Source organism: Brevundimonas sp. LPMIX5, assembly GCF_003576505.1.
Lineage (GTDB): Bacteria > Pseudomonadota > Alphaproteobacteria > Caulobacterales > Caulobacteraceae > Brevundimonas > Brevundimonas naejangsanensis.
Genome location: NZ_QWTZ01000010.1, coordinates 257,128 through 269,804 on the forward strand (window position 1 = coordinate 257,128; position 12,677 = coordinate 269,804).

Consider the following 12,677-nt stretch of genomic DNA (forward strand, 5'->3'; position numbering starts at 1 on the left):
TTCCGGCCCGTGAGCCTCCTCCTCAGCCGGCGCTGGCGACGAAGGTGGCGGACGAGGCGACAGGGGCCGTGGTCACAGGCGCGTCGGCCTTGGCTTCCTCGGCCTTGATGGTCCCGTTCTGGGCGGTGACCTTCTGGCCCGGACGGGCGCGCTGAAGGCCGTTGATGATGACGCGGTCGTCCGGCGCCAGGCCCGTGCGCACGACACGCAGGCCGTTGGCGACCGGTCCCAGCTGGACCGGCTTGGCGCCGACCGTGCCGTCCTTGGCGACGACATAGACCACCTTGCGCGGACCATCGGTGACGACGGCGGCGTCCGGCACCAGCATGGCGGCGTAACCGCCCGAGCCGGCCAGCTGGGCGTGGCCGAACATGCCCGGCTTCAGGAAGCCGTCGGCGTTCTGCACCACGGCGCGGAGGCGGATGGTGCCTGAAGACGCGTCGATGGCGTTGTCGGTGAAGTCCAGCGTGCCGGTGCGATCATAGGCGGTCTCGTCCTGCAGGCGGATGCGGATCGGAGCCGACCCGTTGCGGGCGTCGCGCTGATATTTCAGGGCCAGGGCCTCGGAGCCGTCGAAGACGAAGTAGATCGGCGATGACGAGACGATGGTGGTCAGCACGTCGCCGGCGGACGAACCGCCGCCGATCAGGTTGCCCGGATCGACCCGACGGTCGGACACGCGGCCCGAGATGGGGGCGGTGACGCGGGTGAATTCCACGTCCAGCTGACGCGCGCGGATGGCGGCGTTGGCGGCGGCCATGGCGGCCTCGGCGGTCTGGACAGCGCCGCGCTTGGCGTCGACTTCGGCCTGGGACACGGCCTGAGAGGCCAACAGGCCTTCGGCGCGGGCCAGTTCGGTGCGGGCCAGAGTCAACTGGGCCTGGCCCTGGGCCAGCTGGGCGCGGGCCGAAGCCAAGGCGGCCTGGGCCGGGCGCGGATCCAGGGTGAACAGCAGTTGGCCCTGGCGTACGAAGTCGCCGTCCTTGAAGTGAACCGACTGGATGTAGCCGCCCACGCGGGCGCGCACGTCGACGGAGCGGGTCGCCTCGAAGCGGCCTGTGAACTCGTCCCAGTCGACAACCTGTTGCGACAGGGGCGTCGCCACCGTGACCGGAGGCGCGCCCTGGGCCGGCGCCTCCTGTCCCTTGGAACAGCCATAGAGGGCAGCCGCCATCATGACGGACGCGGCCGCGATCTTCACCGTGCGCATCGGCGCAATCTCCTTGGGAGTCATTTTATCCAAAGGACTGTGCGCTCATTGGGGAGGAGGCGTCCAGTCAACACCGGCTGACTTAAAGACGACGTCGGCGACGCTTGTCAACGCCTGATGACAAGGCCATATAGCCCGTAAGGTTTATTGGAGTGCGACCAATTGGTCCTTTGCGACGTTCCCCGGCCGCGTAACGCCAACGCCACCCGCCAGGCCATTCTGGAAGCGGCGCGCGAACGCTTTTGCGCGGAAAGCTATGATGATGTCGGCATGCGCGACGTGGCGCGCGACGTCGGCGTCGATGCGGCCCTGATCAGCCGCTACTTCGGTTCGAAGGAAGATCTGTTCGTGGCGGTCATGGACAGTTGCAAGAACGGCCGCGATCTGATGGACGGCTCGCGCGAGGATTTCGGCGAGCGCCTGGCGCGCGAGATCGTCTATGGCGACATGACCCCGTGCGAATATGAAGACGGCGGCGCCAAGATGCGCGGCCTGTTGATCCTGTTGCGTTCGATCGGTTCGACCAAGGCGATGGACGTTGTTCAGCGCACCTCCAACTCTCGTTTCTTCGAGCCCCTGACCCAGTGGATCGGCGGCGAGGACGCGCCGGTGCGGGCGCGCATGGCGGCAGGCCTGATCATGGGCATGGCGATCGGCCGCGAACTGTCCGACGGCTATTCAAGCCTGGACGAGGCCCAGAAGGCGTCTCTGGCCCAGCGCATGGCCCGCGCGCTTCAGGGCCTGATCGACGGCTGAATTAAGAAGAGGCGGACCAAGGGCCCGCCTCTCCATCGCTGTCTTGCTTAAAAGTCTCAGGCCCAGTGCATCGGCACATGGCGCGCCGCCGCCCAGTGGATGGCCCGGATGGCGTCGACGATGGCGCGGGTGGCCGAGACCGTGCCCAGCGCCCCGCCCAGATCGGCGGTGACGGCCCCCGAGGCCAGGACGGCCGCGACCGCCGCCTCGATGGAATCGGCCTCATCCTCCAACTGGAAGCTGTGACGCAGCATCATGGCCGCCGACAGCACCATGCCGACGGGGTTGGCCAGGTCCTGTCCGGCGATGTCCGGCGCCGAGCCGTGGATCGGTTCGAACAGGCCGGGGCCGTCGGCGCCCAGCGAGGCTGAAGGCAGCAGGCCGATGGAGCCGCCCAGCACTGAAATCTCGTCCGACAGGATGTCGCCGAACATGTTCTCGGTCAGGATGACGTCATAGTCGCGCGGCTTGCGGATCAGGTGCATGGCCATGGAGTCGACCAGGGCGTGCTCCAGGGTGATCTGCGGATATTCCTCGGCGTGGATGCGCGTCACGACCTCGCGCCACAGGCGGCTGGTCTCCATGACGTTGGCCTTGTCGACCGAGGTGACCTTTCCGCGGCGCTGTTCGGCGGCCTGGAAGGCGGCCCGGGCGACGCGCTCGATCTCCTCCACCGTATAGACGCACAGGTCCGAGGCCGAGGTTTCGGTGCGGGTGCGCTCGCCGAAATAGACGCCGCTGGTCAGTTCGCGGAAGACGATCAGATCGACGCCCTCGACGATCTCCTTCTTCAGCGGCGAGCGGTGGGCCAGCACCGGCGAGACCTGCAACGGACGCAGGTTGGCGTACAGGCCCATCGCCTTGCGGATGGCCAACAGACCCTGTTCGGGACGAACCGGGGCGCCGTCCCACTTGGGCCCGCCGACGGCGCCCAGCAGCACGGCGTCGGAGGCGATGCAGGCGGCCTTGGTCTCTTCGGGCAAGGATTCGCCGACCGCGTCGATGGCGGCGCCGCCGATCAGGTGTTCGGTGAAGTCGAACCGATGGCCGTAGATGTCGCCGATGCAGGTCAGCACTCGCTGGGCGGCCAGGGTCACCTCCGGCCCGACGCCGTCGCCGGGCAGGACGACGATATTGAAGGCGCGGGCGGCGGCGGGCGTGTCATGGGCGGTCATCAGGCGGTCTCCGGCTGATAGGTGTCTTGGCGCAGGCGTTCGTAGGAGGCGACATAGGGCAGCTTGGCCTGAAGCCAGCCGAGGGCGTCCACGCCGTCCAACAGGCACTGGCGGGCGAAGGACTCGACCTTGAACGGCACGGCGGGGACGTTGCCGCGCCGGATCTCGCCCGCCTCCAGGTCGATGGTCACCGGCTGCTCCGGGTGGGCGGCCAGATCGTCCCAGACGGCCTGATCAACGACGATGGGCAGAAAGCCGTTCTTCAGGGCGTTGGACGTGAAGATGTCGGCGATCTCGGTCGAGATCACCGCCCGGAAGCCATAGTCCAGCAGGGCCCAGGGCGCGTGCTCGCGCGAGGAGCCGCAGGCGAAGTTCGGCCCCGCCAGCAGGATGCGGTGCTCGGTCGGGTCGATGCGGTTCAGCACCGATTCCGGCTTGGGCGACCCATCGGCCTCATAGCGCCAGTCATAGAAGGCCTGGGCGCCCAGACCCTCGCGCGAGGTGGTGGTCAGGAAGCGCGCGGGGATGATCTGGTCGGTGTCGATATTGGCCTGGCTCAGGGTCAGGGTCTTCGACGTCAGGGTCTTGAAGGGCTCAGACATTATTCTGCTCCTACCGCCTCGCGCGCGGCGCTCGCCTGCTTGAGGACGGGGGCCTCCAGATAGACGCGCGGGTCGGTCAGCACCCCGGCCACGGCGCTGGCGGCGGCTGTGGCGGGGCTGGCCAGGATGGTGCGGGCGCCCTTGCCTTGACGGCCCTCGAAATTGCGGTTGGAGGTCGAGACGGCCAGTTGGCCGGGCGCGACGAAATCTCCGTTCATGGCGATGCACATGGAGCAGCCGGGGATGCGCCATTCGGCGCCCGCCTCGGTGAAGACCTTGTCCAGGCCTTCGGCTTCGGCGTCGCGGCGGACGGCCTCCGAACCCGGGACCACCAGCATCCGCACGCCCGGCTGGACCTTGCGGCCGCGCAGGACGTCGGCGGCGGCGCGCAGATCGGGCAGGCGGCCGTTGGTGCAACTGCCGATGAAGACCACATCGACCTTGTGGCCGGTGGTCGCCTCTCCGGCGGTGAAGCCCATGTAGTCGATGGCCTTCTGGTCCGAAGCCGAACGCGGCTGCGGCACGGGCGCGCCGACGGGGGCGCCGGCGTCGGGGGTGGTGCCCCAGGTGGCCATCGGGCGGATGGCGGCGCCGTCCAGCACGACCTCCTTGTCGAAGACCGCGCCGGGATCAGTGGCCAGAGCCAGCCAGTCGGCGGCGGCGGCTTCATAGTCGGCGGGGACGTGGCGACGGCCGCGCAGCCAGTCGATGGTCGTCTGGTCGGGGGCGATCATGCCGGCGCGGGCGCCCGCCTCGATGGACATGTTGCACAGGGTCATGCGCCCTTCCATGTCCAGCGCGCGCACGGCCTCGCCTGCATATTCGATGACGTAGCCGGTGCCGCCGCCGAAGCCGATGGCGGCGATGACGGCCAACGCCATGTCCTTGCCGGAGACGCCGGGGCGCAGGCGCCCGTTGATCGTCACGCGCATGGCCTTGGCCCGGCGTTGCAGCAGGCACTGGGTCGCCAGCACGTGACCGACTTCCGAGGTGCCGATGCCGAAAGCCAGCGCTCCGAAGGCGCCGTGGGTGGCGGTATGGCTGTCGCCGCAGACGACGGTCATGCCCGGCTGGGTCAGGCCCAGTTCCGGTCCCATGACGTGGACGACGCCGCGCTGGTCCGAGCCCCAGCCCGCCAGCTCGATCCCGTGGCGGGCGCAGTTGACCTCCAGCGTCTCGACCTGTCTGCGCGCCTGTTCGGTGATATAGGGCAGTGTCCCGTCCGGCCCGGCAGGCAGGGTGGGGGTCGAATGATCCAGGGTGGCGAAGGTGCGGTCGGGGCGGCGGACCTTCAGTCCGCGCGCCTCGATTTCGGAAAAGGCCTGAGGCGAGGTGACTTCGTGGACCAGATGCAGGTCCACATACATGACGCCGGGCGTCTCGGCGGTTTCCGGCACGACGACGTGCCGGTCCCACACCTTCTGATACAGGGTCTTAGGCCGGCTCATGCACGCGCTCCTGTGCGGCGGCGCCGGCGGTGGTCTCGCCGATCGGCTCCAGCCAGCCGAAACGGTCGGGCGTCGTGCCGTCGAACAGGCCGCGGAAGGCCTTGTTGACCGCCTTCGTCACCGGGCCGGGGCCGCCTGCACGGGTCATGATGCCGTCGATGGAGCGGACGGGCGTGATCTCGGCCGCCGTGCCGGTCATGAAGACCTCGTCGGCGACATAGAGGGCTTCGCGCGGCAGCACCTGCTCGCGCGCCTCATAGCCCAGGCCGCGCGCCAGCTTCATCACGCTGTCGCGGGTGATGCCCTGCAGGATGGAGGCGGCGGCAGGCGGGGTCATCAGCACTCCGTCCTTGACGATGAACAGGTTCTCGCCCGCGCCCTCCGACAGCAGGCCGTCGGCGCCCAGGGCGATGCCCTCGCCGAAGCCGCGCACGCGGGCCTCGCGCCCGATCAGATAGGAGGACAGATAGTTGCCGCCCGCCTTGGCTCCCGCCGGGACGGTGTTCGGGGCCACGCGGTTCCAGCTGGAGATGCAGGCGTCGACGCCTTTCTCCAGCGCCTCTTCGCCCAGATAGGCGCCCCAGGCGAAGGCCGAGATCATCACATCGCTGCGGATCGCCTCGGCCGAAGGGCTGACGCCCATGCCGCACTCGCCCAGGAAGGCCAGCGGCCGCAGATAGGCCGAACGCAGACCTTCGGCGCGCACCACGTCCTTGCAGGCCTGGACCAGCTCGTCCTCGGTGTAGGGCATGGGGAAGTGGTAGATGCGCGCGCTGTCGAACAGGCGCCGGATATGGTCGGTCAGGCGGAAGCCGCACGGGCCGTTCGGCGTGTCATAGACGCGGATGCCCTCGAACACCGAGGTGCCGTAGTGCAGGGCGTGGCTCATCACGTGGACGGTGGCGTTCTCCCACGCCGTCAGTTCGCCGTTGATCCAGATGTTCTTAGCCAGCGGCTGCATAGGTCTTGTCCTGTTGGGGGGCGGTGGCGGCGATGATGGCGGTCAGTTCGGCGTCGTTGATCTCGCCGATCTCGTCGGCGCGGCGCTTGAAGCCGGCGAAGACTTCGGCCAGGCGTTGGCCTTCCAGGGCGTGACCTAGAGCCTCGGCGCGCTTGCCGACGGCATGGCGGCCCGAGTGTTTGCCAAGCACGAAATAGCTGCCCTCGAACCCGACGTCCTCGGGGCGCATGATCTCGTAGGTGCGGCTGTCGGCCATCATGCCGTGCTGGTGGATGCCAGCTTCGTGGGCGAAGGCGTTCAGGCCGACGATGGCTTTGTTGCGGGCGATGACGCTCTCGGTCACTTCGCGCAGGGTCTCGGAAGAGCGGACCAGATGGCGGCTCTCGGCGGCGACGGTCACGCCATAGCGGTCGGCGCGGGTGCGCAGGGCCATGATGACCTCCTCGATCGAGGCGTTGCCGGCGCGTTCCCCGATGCCGTTGATGGCGCCTTCGATCTGGCGGGCGCCGCCTTCAACGGCGGCCAGGGAGTTGGCGACGGCCAGGCCCAGATCGTTGTGGGCGTGCGACGAGAAAATGATGTCGGCGTGGCGCGGGCGGATGATCCCGTCCAGATAGGCGAAGCGCTGGCGCGATTCCTCGGGCGTGGCGTAGCCGACGGTGTCGGGCACGTTCAGCGTCTGGGCGCCGGCGTCGGCGGCGGCCATCAGGGCCTCGGCCAGGAACTCCGGCTCGGTGCGGAAGGCGTCCTCGGCCGAGAACTCCACGTCGTCGAACATGGAGGCGGCGTATTCCACCGTGCGCGAGATGGTGGCCAGCACCTCATTGGTGCTCATGCGCAGCTTGGCCGAGCGGTGGATCGGGCTGGTGGCCAGGAAGACGTGACAGCGACGGTGCGATTTCGGCGCCGGGGCCAAGGCGCGGAAGGAGGCGTCGATGTCCTTTTCGTTGGCGCGCGACAGCGAGGCGAAGACCGGTCCCTCGATCTCGCCTGACACGCGACGGATGCATTCCTCGTCGCCCGGCGAGGCGGCGGCGAAGCCGGCCTCGATCACGTCCACGCCCAGGTCGCGCAGGACGTGGGCCATCTTCAGCTTGGACTCGGCCGACATGGAGAAGCCCGGCGCCTGTTCGCCGTCGCGCAGGGTGGTGTCGAAGATGATGACCCGGTTGGGATCGGCCGCAATCTCGGCGGTTCTGGATACTCGGTCTACTCGGGACATTACGCGGCCTCGGACTGGAAGGTTTGGGCCTGGATGCGCGCGACGCCGATCAGGCGGTCGATCTGGCGGCCCAGGGTGTCGATGGAGCGGGCGGCGTCGCGCCCGCGAACGGTCAGGGCGATGCGGCGCATCGCGCCTTCATCGGCCATGTTGATGCCGTCGATGTGGAAGCCGCGGCGCTCCACCAGGCCGATGAGACGCTGAAGCGAGCCGTCGGCCCGGTCGATCTGGATGTGAATGGTGTCGCTCATGCTCATGCGCCTTCCATCATTTCAGCGTTGCTCTTGCCTGGCGGCACCAGCGGCCAGACGTTTTCCTTGGGGTCGATGACGACGTGGGCCAGACAGGCGCCCTTGGCGGCCAGCAGGCGGGCCAGACCGGCCTCGACCTGATCGCGGCGGTCGATGCGGAAGGCCTCGACGCCGAAGGCTTCGGCCACCTTCACAAAGTCCGGATTGTCGGACAGGTCGATCTCGGAATAGTTCTCTTCGAAGAACAGCTCCTGCCACTGGCGCACCAGACCCAGGGAAGAATTGTCCAGCAGGACGATCTTCAGCGGCACGCCGTAGCGGCGCAGGGTGGCCAGCTCCTGAACATTCATCATGAAGCCGCCGTCGCCGGCGATGGTGACGACGACTGCATCGGGATCGGCCATCTGGGCGCCCAGACCGGCAGGCAGGCCGAAGCCCATCGCGCCCAGACCGCCCGAGGTGATGTGGGCTTCCGGCCGGGCGAAGCGGCAGTGCTGGGCGGCCCACATCTGATGCTGGCCGACATCGCAGGCGGCGACGAAGCGGTCGCCCGCCATTTCGGACAGCTGCTTCAGCAGGGCCGGGGCGTAGACGCCTTCGCCGGGCGCGTCATAGCGGGGGGCGTGACGCGCGGCCGCCGAGGCGCACCGGATGACCCACGGATCGATCGCTAGCGGGGCGGTCGCCAGGCGTTCGGTCAGGGCCTCGATGGCCGGGCGGATCTCCCCGCCGACGGCGACATGGGTCTCGCGCAGCTTGCCGATCTCCGAGGCGTCGGCGTCGAAGTGGACGACGCGGGCGTGGGGGGCGAACTCGGCCAGCTTGCCGGTGGCGCGGTCGTCGAAGCGGGCGCCCATGACGATCAGCAGGTCGGACGCCTGAACCGCCTCATTGGCCGCGCGCGTTCCGTGCATCCCCAGCATGCCCAGGAAGCCGGGCGCGTCGGTCGGCACCGTGCCCAGGGCGTTCAGGGTGGCGACGGCGGGAATGCCGGTGGTCTCGGCGAAGGCGCGCAGGGCCTCGGTCGCGCGGCCGATCTTCACCCCGCCGCCGATGTAGATCAGCGGGCGTTCAGCGGCGCGGATGAAGCGCTCGGCCTCGGCGATGGCATCAAGATCTGCCTCGGCCGTTTCATTGGGAATGTTGAAGCCGAAGGGGGCGACCGTTTCGGCGAATTGCACGTCCTTGGGCAGGTCGACCAGCACCGGGCCGGGGCGGCCCGAGGCGGCGATGTGGAAAGCCTGTTCGATGGCGGCCGGGATCTCGGCCGCGTCACGGACCAGGATGGAGTGTTTCACGATCGGCAGGGTGACGCCCAGGATGTCGATCTCCTGAAAGGCGTCGGTGCCCATGACCCCTTGGGGGACATTGCCGGTGATGCAGACCATCGGCGCCGAATCCATCATGGCGTTGGCGATGCCGGTGATCAGATTGGTGGCGCCGGGGCCCGAGGTCGCCATGCAGACCCCGACCCGGCCGCTCAGGCGCGCATAGGCGTCGGCGGCGAAGGCGGCGGCCTGTTCGTGACGGACCAGGATGTGCTTCAGCGACGAGCCGGTCAGGGCGTCGTAGATCGGCATGATGGCGCCGCCGGGGTAGCCGAACACCACCTCTACGCCCATCCGCTCCAGGCTGGAGACAAGCAGGCGCGCGCCGGTCATGACGGCCGGGGCGGGGGGTGTTTTCAGGGCGGGCGCGGCGGCGCTCATCGGGTCAGTCTCTCTTTATATATACAGAGGGTCAGGCGGCGGCCTGTTTGGCCGTCTGCAGCCAGGCCATGCGGTCGCGCAGACGGGCGCCGACCTGTTCGATCTGGCTGGAGCGGTCCTCGGTCAGCAGGGCCTCGTATTTCGGCTTGCCCGCCTCGTTCTCGGCGATCCATTCACGCGCGAACTGGCCGCTCTGGATCTCGTCCAGCACGGTCTTCATGCGGGCGCGGGTCTCGTCGGTGATGACGCGCGGACCCGAGGCCACGGCGCCCCATTTGGCCGTTTCCGAGATGAAGTGGTGCATCTTGGAGATGCCGCCCTCGTAGAACAGGTCCACGATCAGCTTCAGCTCGTGCAGGCACTCGAAATAGGCGATCTCGGGCTGATAGCCGGCCTCGACCAGGGTGTTGAAGCCCTGGATGACCAGTTCCTTGGCGCCGCCGCACAGAACGGCCTGTTCGCCGAACAGGTCGGTCTCGGTCTCTTCGCGGAACGAGGTCTCAAGCAGGCCGCCGGTCGCTCCGCCGATGCCCTTGGCGTAGCCCATGGCGCGATCGCGGGCCTTGCCGGTCGCATCCTTCTCGATGGCGAACAGGGAGGGGACGCCCCGACCGCGCGCGAACTCGCGACGCACCAGATCGCCCGGCCCCTTGGGCGCCACCAGGATGACGTCCATGTCGTCGCGCGGCGTGATGCGGTCGTAGATGATCGAGAAGCCGTGGGCGAACAGCAGTGCCGAGCCCGGCTTGGCGTTCGGCTCGATGACGTCGCGATAGATCTCGTTCTGGATCATGTCGGGCGTCAGGATGGCGATGATGTCGGCCCCGCGAACCGCTTCGGCGGGCTCGGCCGTGGCCAGGCCGTCCTCGGTGGCGTGCTTCCAGCCCGTGCCGCCGTGACGGACGCCGACGATCACGTCGTGGCCCGAATCCTTCAGGTTCTGGGCGTGGGCGCGACCCTGCGAGCCATAGCCGATGACGGCGATGCGCTGGCCGGCGATGGCGCCCGGCTTGATGTCTTCATTGGTGTAGATGGTGATGGCCATGGGAGGACGTCCTTAGGAAGCGGCGGTTTCGGTGGAGCGGGCGGCCAGATCGGCGGGGATCTGGGCCGGCGGCGGATTGGGAATGGTCACGGCCCCTTGCGAGGCGGAGGCGACGGCGGCGCGGTACTTTGCGAAAACGCCTTGCGCCGGGCGGATACGGTTGGGGGCGAAATCCGCCCGGCGCGCCTCCAGATCGACGAGCACGTCGATCCTTCGGTTGGTGACGTCGATGACGATCGGATCGCCATCGCGAATGAGAGCAATGGGGCCGCCCGCCGCCGCCTCGGGCGAGATGTGGCCGGCGACGAAGCCGTAGGAGGCGCCCGAGAAGCGGCCGTCGGTCAGCAGGGCGACGTTCTCGACCTTGCGGCCCTTCAGGGCGGCGGTGACCTGCAGCATCTCGCGCATGCCGGGCCCGCCCTTGGGCCCTTCGTAGCGGATGATGATGACGTCGCCTTCGCCGACCGAGCCGTCCTGCACCGCGTGGAAGGCGTCTTCCTCGCAATCGAACACGGCGGCGGGACCTTCGAAGCGATCGACCTTATGGCCGGTCAACTTGATGACGGCGCCCTCTGGCGCGACATCGCCATAGATGACGGCGTAGGAGCCGCGCGCCATGACCGGGGCGTCGAAGCTGGTCACGACCTGCTGGCCGGGCTGCTCCTGGGCGTCGCCCGCTTCGGCGAACAGACTGCGGCCCGAGACGGTCGGCACGTTGGCGATCTTGCCCGCCTCGGCCAGACGCTGGGCGACCAGACGCGTGCCGCCCGCCGCATACAGGTGCGAGGCCAGGAAACGGCCGCCCGGCTTCAGGTCGCAGATGACCGGCGCCTCGACGCAGGCCTGGTGGCAGTCCTCGACGCCGAAATCGACGCCTGCCTCGGCCGCGATGGCCGTCAGGTGCATGACGGCGTTGGTCGATCCGCCCGAGGCTGAGACGGCGATGGCCGCGTTCTTCAGGCTGGCCTTGGTGATGTATTTGCGCGCTGTATCTCCGGCAAATACGCGCTCGACGATCAGGCGGCCGCAGCGTTCGCCTTCCGCGCCCTTGGCCGGATCGACGGCGGGCACGTCATTGGCGCCCATGGGGCTGACGCCCATCATCGACAGGGCCATGGCCATGGTGTTGGCCGTGAACTGGCCGCCGCAAGCGCCGGCGCCGGGGCAGACCGCGCTCTCGACCGCCTTCAGGCCCGCATCGTCCAGCGAACCGGCGGCGTGGGCGCCGATGGCCTCGAACACTTCCTGAACTGAGACTTCCTTTGTCCCGATCACGCCGGGCAGGATGGTGCCGCCGTAATAGACCAGGCCGGGGATATCCATCCGGGCCAGAGCCATGGCTGCGGCGGGAATCGTCTTGTCGCAGCCGACGATGCAGACGACGCCGTCCAGCTGATGGCCCTCGATGGCCAGTTCGATGGAATCAGCGACGACTTCGCGACTGATCAGGGAGGCCTTCATCCCCGCCGTGCCCATCGAGATGCCGTCGGTGACGACGATGGTGTTGAAATCGACCGGATAGCCGCCCGCCGCAATGATCCCGGCGCGCACGTCCTTGGCCAGACGATCCAGATGCATGTTGCAAGGCGTGACGGTCGACCAGGTGTTGACGATGCCGATCATCGGCTTGTCGAAATCGGCGTCCTGCATCCCTGCGGCGCGCAGATAGGACCGCGCGGCCGCCCGGTTCGGGCCCTGGGTGACGGCCGAGGAGCGGCTGTTGGGTCGTTTCGTGCTGTCGGAAGGCTGCGTCATCGTAATCTTGGAAATTCTTGCCTGTCGGTGGTTGGGCGGGCACATGAAAAACCCCGCGTCCGGAGCCGGAGCGGGGTGAATGGGCGAAACTGGCTGGGTTCAGGTCAGGTCGCAGGCATCCACACCGCTTGGCTAAGCGGAATAAGAATTACCGAGAGAAGGAGTACGCCCAGCGACAGCATGCGCAGATCGGCCGCCGCTTGCGCGGGGCTCAGGATCGCAGCGATGGCGGCGCGGTGGGACAAGGAAGAGACCTTTCGAACTGGCGCTCTTATGCCTCGATCAATGTTGCGGCGCAACCGCTTGTGCGAGAAATGTAGAAGAAAGCACCCTCGTGAGGCCGTCGCGGGGCGCTAGGGCGATAAAATTCCTCGCTGACTTCATCTTTAGGGGCGAAAATTTCGTCGTTTCGCCCGTCCCGTCCGGCAAACAAGATCGCGCGTATATGCGCGAGGGCGCCGCAGTCGTGGCGCCGGCGACTCGAGTTCGTTGAGATTTTTGGACTTTTTGTGAAAAGCCCCTTGCCACCCGGAAGGCGCCGCC

At 68.1% G+C, this 12,677-nt stretch carries 12 protein-coding genes; 1 reads left to right on the forward strand and 11 read right to left on the reverse strand.

Translation table 11 applies throughout. The features are described from left to right. Nucleotides 1-22 precede the first annotated feature (22 nt). Nucleotides 23-1,234: an efflux RND transporter periplasmic adaptor subunit gene (locus D1604_RS10880; RefSeq protein ID WP_233552040.1), complete on the reverse strand. Its 1,212-nt coding sequence runs from the start codon at nt 1,232-1,234 to the stop codon at nt 23-25. Between the two features lie 138 nt (nt 1,235-1,372). On the opposite strand from D1604_RS10880, the gene D1604_RS10885 reads away from it, so the two are divergent. Then, a complete protein-coding gene (locus D1604_RS10885) occupies nt 1,373-1,966 on the forward strand; it encodes a TetR/AcrR family transcriptional regulator (protein WP_024354215.1) in 594 nt (197 codons plus the stop codon). Between the two features lie 56 nt (nt 1,967-2,022). Here D1604_RS10885 and leuB read toward each other — a convergent pair whose 3' ends face one another. The 10 genes from leuB to D1604_RS15935 all read right to left on the reverse strand — a co-directional run bounded on the left by leuB (nt 2,023) and on the right by D1604_RS15935 (nt 12,379). Next, nucleotides 2,023-3,141: a 3-isopropylmalate dehydrogenase gene (gene leuB / locus D1604_RS10890; protein WP_024354214.1), complete on the reverse strand. Its 1,119-nt coding sequence runs from the start codon at nt 3,139-3,141 to the stop codon at nt 2,023-2,025. Beyond that, complete coding sequence (gene leuD / locus D1604_RS10895) at nt 3,141-3,743, reverse strand: 3-isopropylmalate dehydratase small subunit (protein ID WP_024354213.1); 603 nt, start codon at nt 3,741-3,743, stop codon at nt 3,141-3,143. The genes leuB and leuD overlap by 1 nt, the downstream gene beginning before the upstream one ends. Beyond that, nucleotides 3,743-5,191, reverse strand: coding sequence for a 3-isopropylmalate dehydratase large subunit (leuC, locus tag D1604_RS10900; protein ID WP_119413287.1), 1,449 nt, complete (start codon nt 5,189-5,191; stop codon nt 3,743-3,745). Before leuC ends, leuD begins: the two co-directional genes overlap by 1 nt. Further along, entirely contained in the window at nt 5,178-6,152 is a 975-nt protein-coding gene (locus tag D1604_RS10905; RefSeq protein WP_119413288.1) for a branched-chain amino acid transaminase, read from the reverse strand. The genes leuC and D1604_RS10905 overlap by 14 nt, the downstream gene beginning before the upstream one ends. Beyond that, entirely contained in the window at nt 6,136-7,374 is a 1,239-nt protein-coding gene (locus D1604_RS10910) for a 2-isopropylmalate synthase (RefSeq protein WP_119413289.1), read from the reverse strand. The genes D1604_RS10905 and D1604_RS10910 overlap by 17 nt, the downstream gene beginning before the upstream one ends. Further along, nucleotides 7,374-7,625 carry an ACT domain-containing protein gene (locus D1604_RS10915; RefSeq protein WP_025976572.1) on the reverse strand — a complete coding sequence of 84 codons (252 nt, stop codon included), beginning with the start codon at nt 7,623-7,625 and terminating at the stop codon, nt 7,374-7,376. The genes D1604_RS10910 and D1604_RS10915 overlap by 1 nt, the downstream gene beginning before the upstream one ends. A 2-nt stretch (nt 7,626-7,627) precedes the next feature. Then, nucleotides 7,628-9,334: an acetolactate synthase 2 catalytic subunit gene (gene ilvG / locus D1604_RS10920; protein ID WP_119413290.1), complete on the reverse strand. Its 1,707-nt coding sequence runs from the start codon at nt 9,332-9,334 to the stop codon at nt 7,628-7,630. Between the two features lie 31 nt (nt 9,335-9,365). Then, a complete protein-coding gene (gene ilvC, locus D1604_RS10925; RefSeq protein WP_119413291.1) occupies nt 9,366-10,379 on the reverse strand; it encodes a ketol-acid reductoisomerase in 1,014 nt (337 codons plus the stop codon). A 12-nt stretch (nt 10,380-10,391) separates the two neighbouring features. After that, the gene (gene ilvD, locus D1604_RS10930; RefSeq protein WP_119413292.1) at nt 10,392-12,134 is read right to left on the reverse strand and encodes a dihydroxy-acid dehydratase; all 1,743 of its coding nucleotides are present in this window, start codon (nt 12,132-12,134) and stop codon (nt 10,392-10,394) included. 104 nt (nt 12,135-12,238) lie between these two features. Continuing rightward, nucleotides 12,239-12,379, reverse strand: a complete 141-nt coding sequence (locus tag D1604_RS15935) for a hypothetical protein (protein WP_233552041.1) — start codon at nt 12,377-12,379, stop codon at nt 12,239-12,241. Nucleotides 12,380-12,677 lie beyond the last annotated feature (298 nt).

Coding starts and splice junctions, on each gene's coding strand:
- D1604_RS10915 (WP_025976572.1), bottom strand. CDS start 7,625: ATGAGCGACACCATTCACATCCAGATCGACCGGGCCGACGGCTCGCTT.
- ilvC (WP_119413291.1), bottom strand. CDS start 10,379: ATGGCCATCACCATCTACACCAATGAAGACATCAAGCCGGGCGCCATC.
- D1604_RS10880 (WP_233552040.1), bottom strand. CDS start 1,234: ATGACTCCCAAGGAGATTGCGCCGATGCGCACGGTGAAGATCGCGGCC.
- leuB (WP_024354214.1), bottom strand. CDS start 3,141: ATGACCGCCCATGACACGCCCGCCGCCGCCCGCGCCTTCAATATCGTC.
- D1604_RS10910 (WP_119413289.1), bottom strand. CDS start 7,374: ATGTCCCGAGTAGACCGAGTATCCAGAACCGCCGAGATTGCGGCCGAT.
- ilvD (WP_119413292.1), bottom strand. CDS start 12,134: ATGACGCAGCCTTCCGACAGCACGAAACGACCCAACAGCCGCTCCTCG.
- leuC (WP_119413287.1), bottom strand. CDS start 5,191: ATGAGCCGGCCTAAGACCCTGTATCAGAAGGTGTGGGACCGGCACGTC.
- D1604_RS10905 (WP_119413288.1), bottom strand. CDS start 6,152: ATGCAGCCGCTGGCTAAGAACATCTGGATCAACGGCGAACTGACGGCG.
- leuD (WP_024354213.1), bottom strand. CDS start 3,743: ATGTCTGAGCCCTTCAAGACCCTGACGTCGAAGACCCTGACCCTGAGC.
- ilvG (WP_119413290.1), bottom strand. CDS start 9,334: ATGAGCGCCGCCGCGCCCGCCCTGAAAACACCCCCCGCCCCGGCCGTC.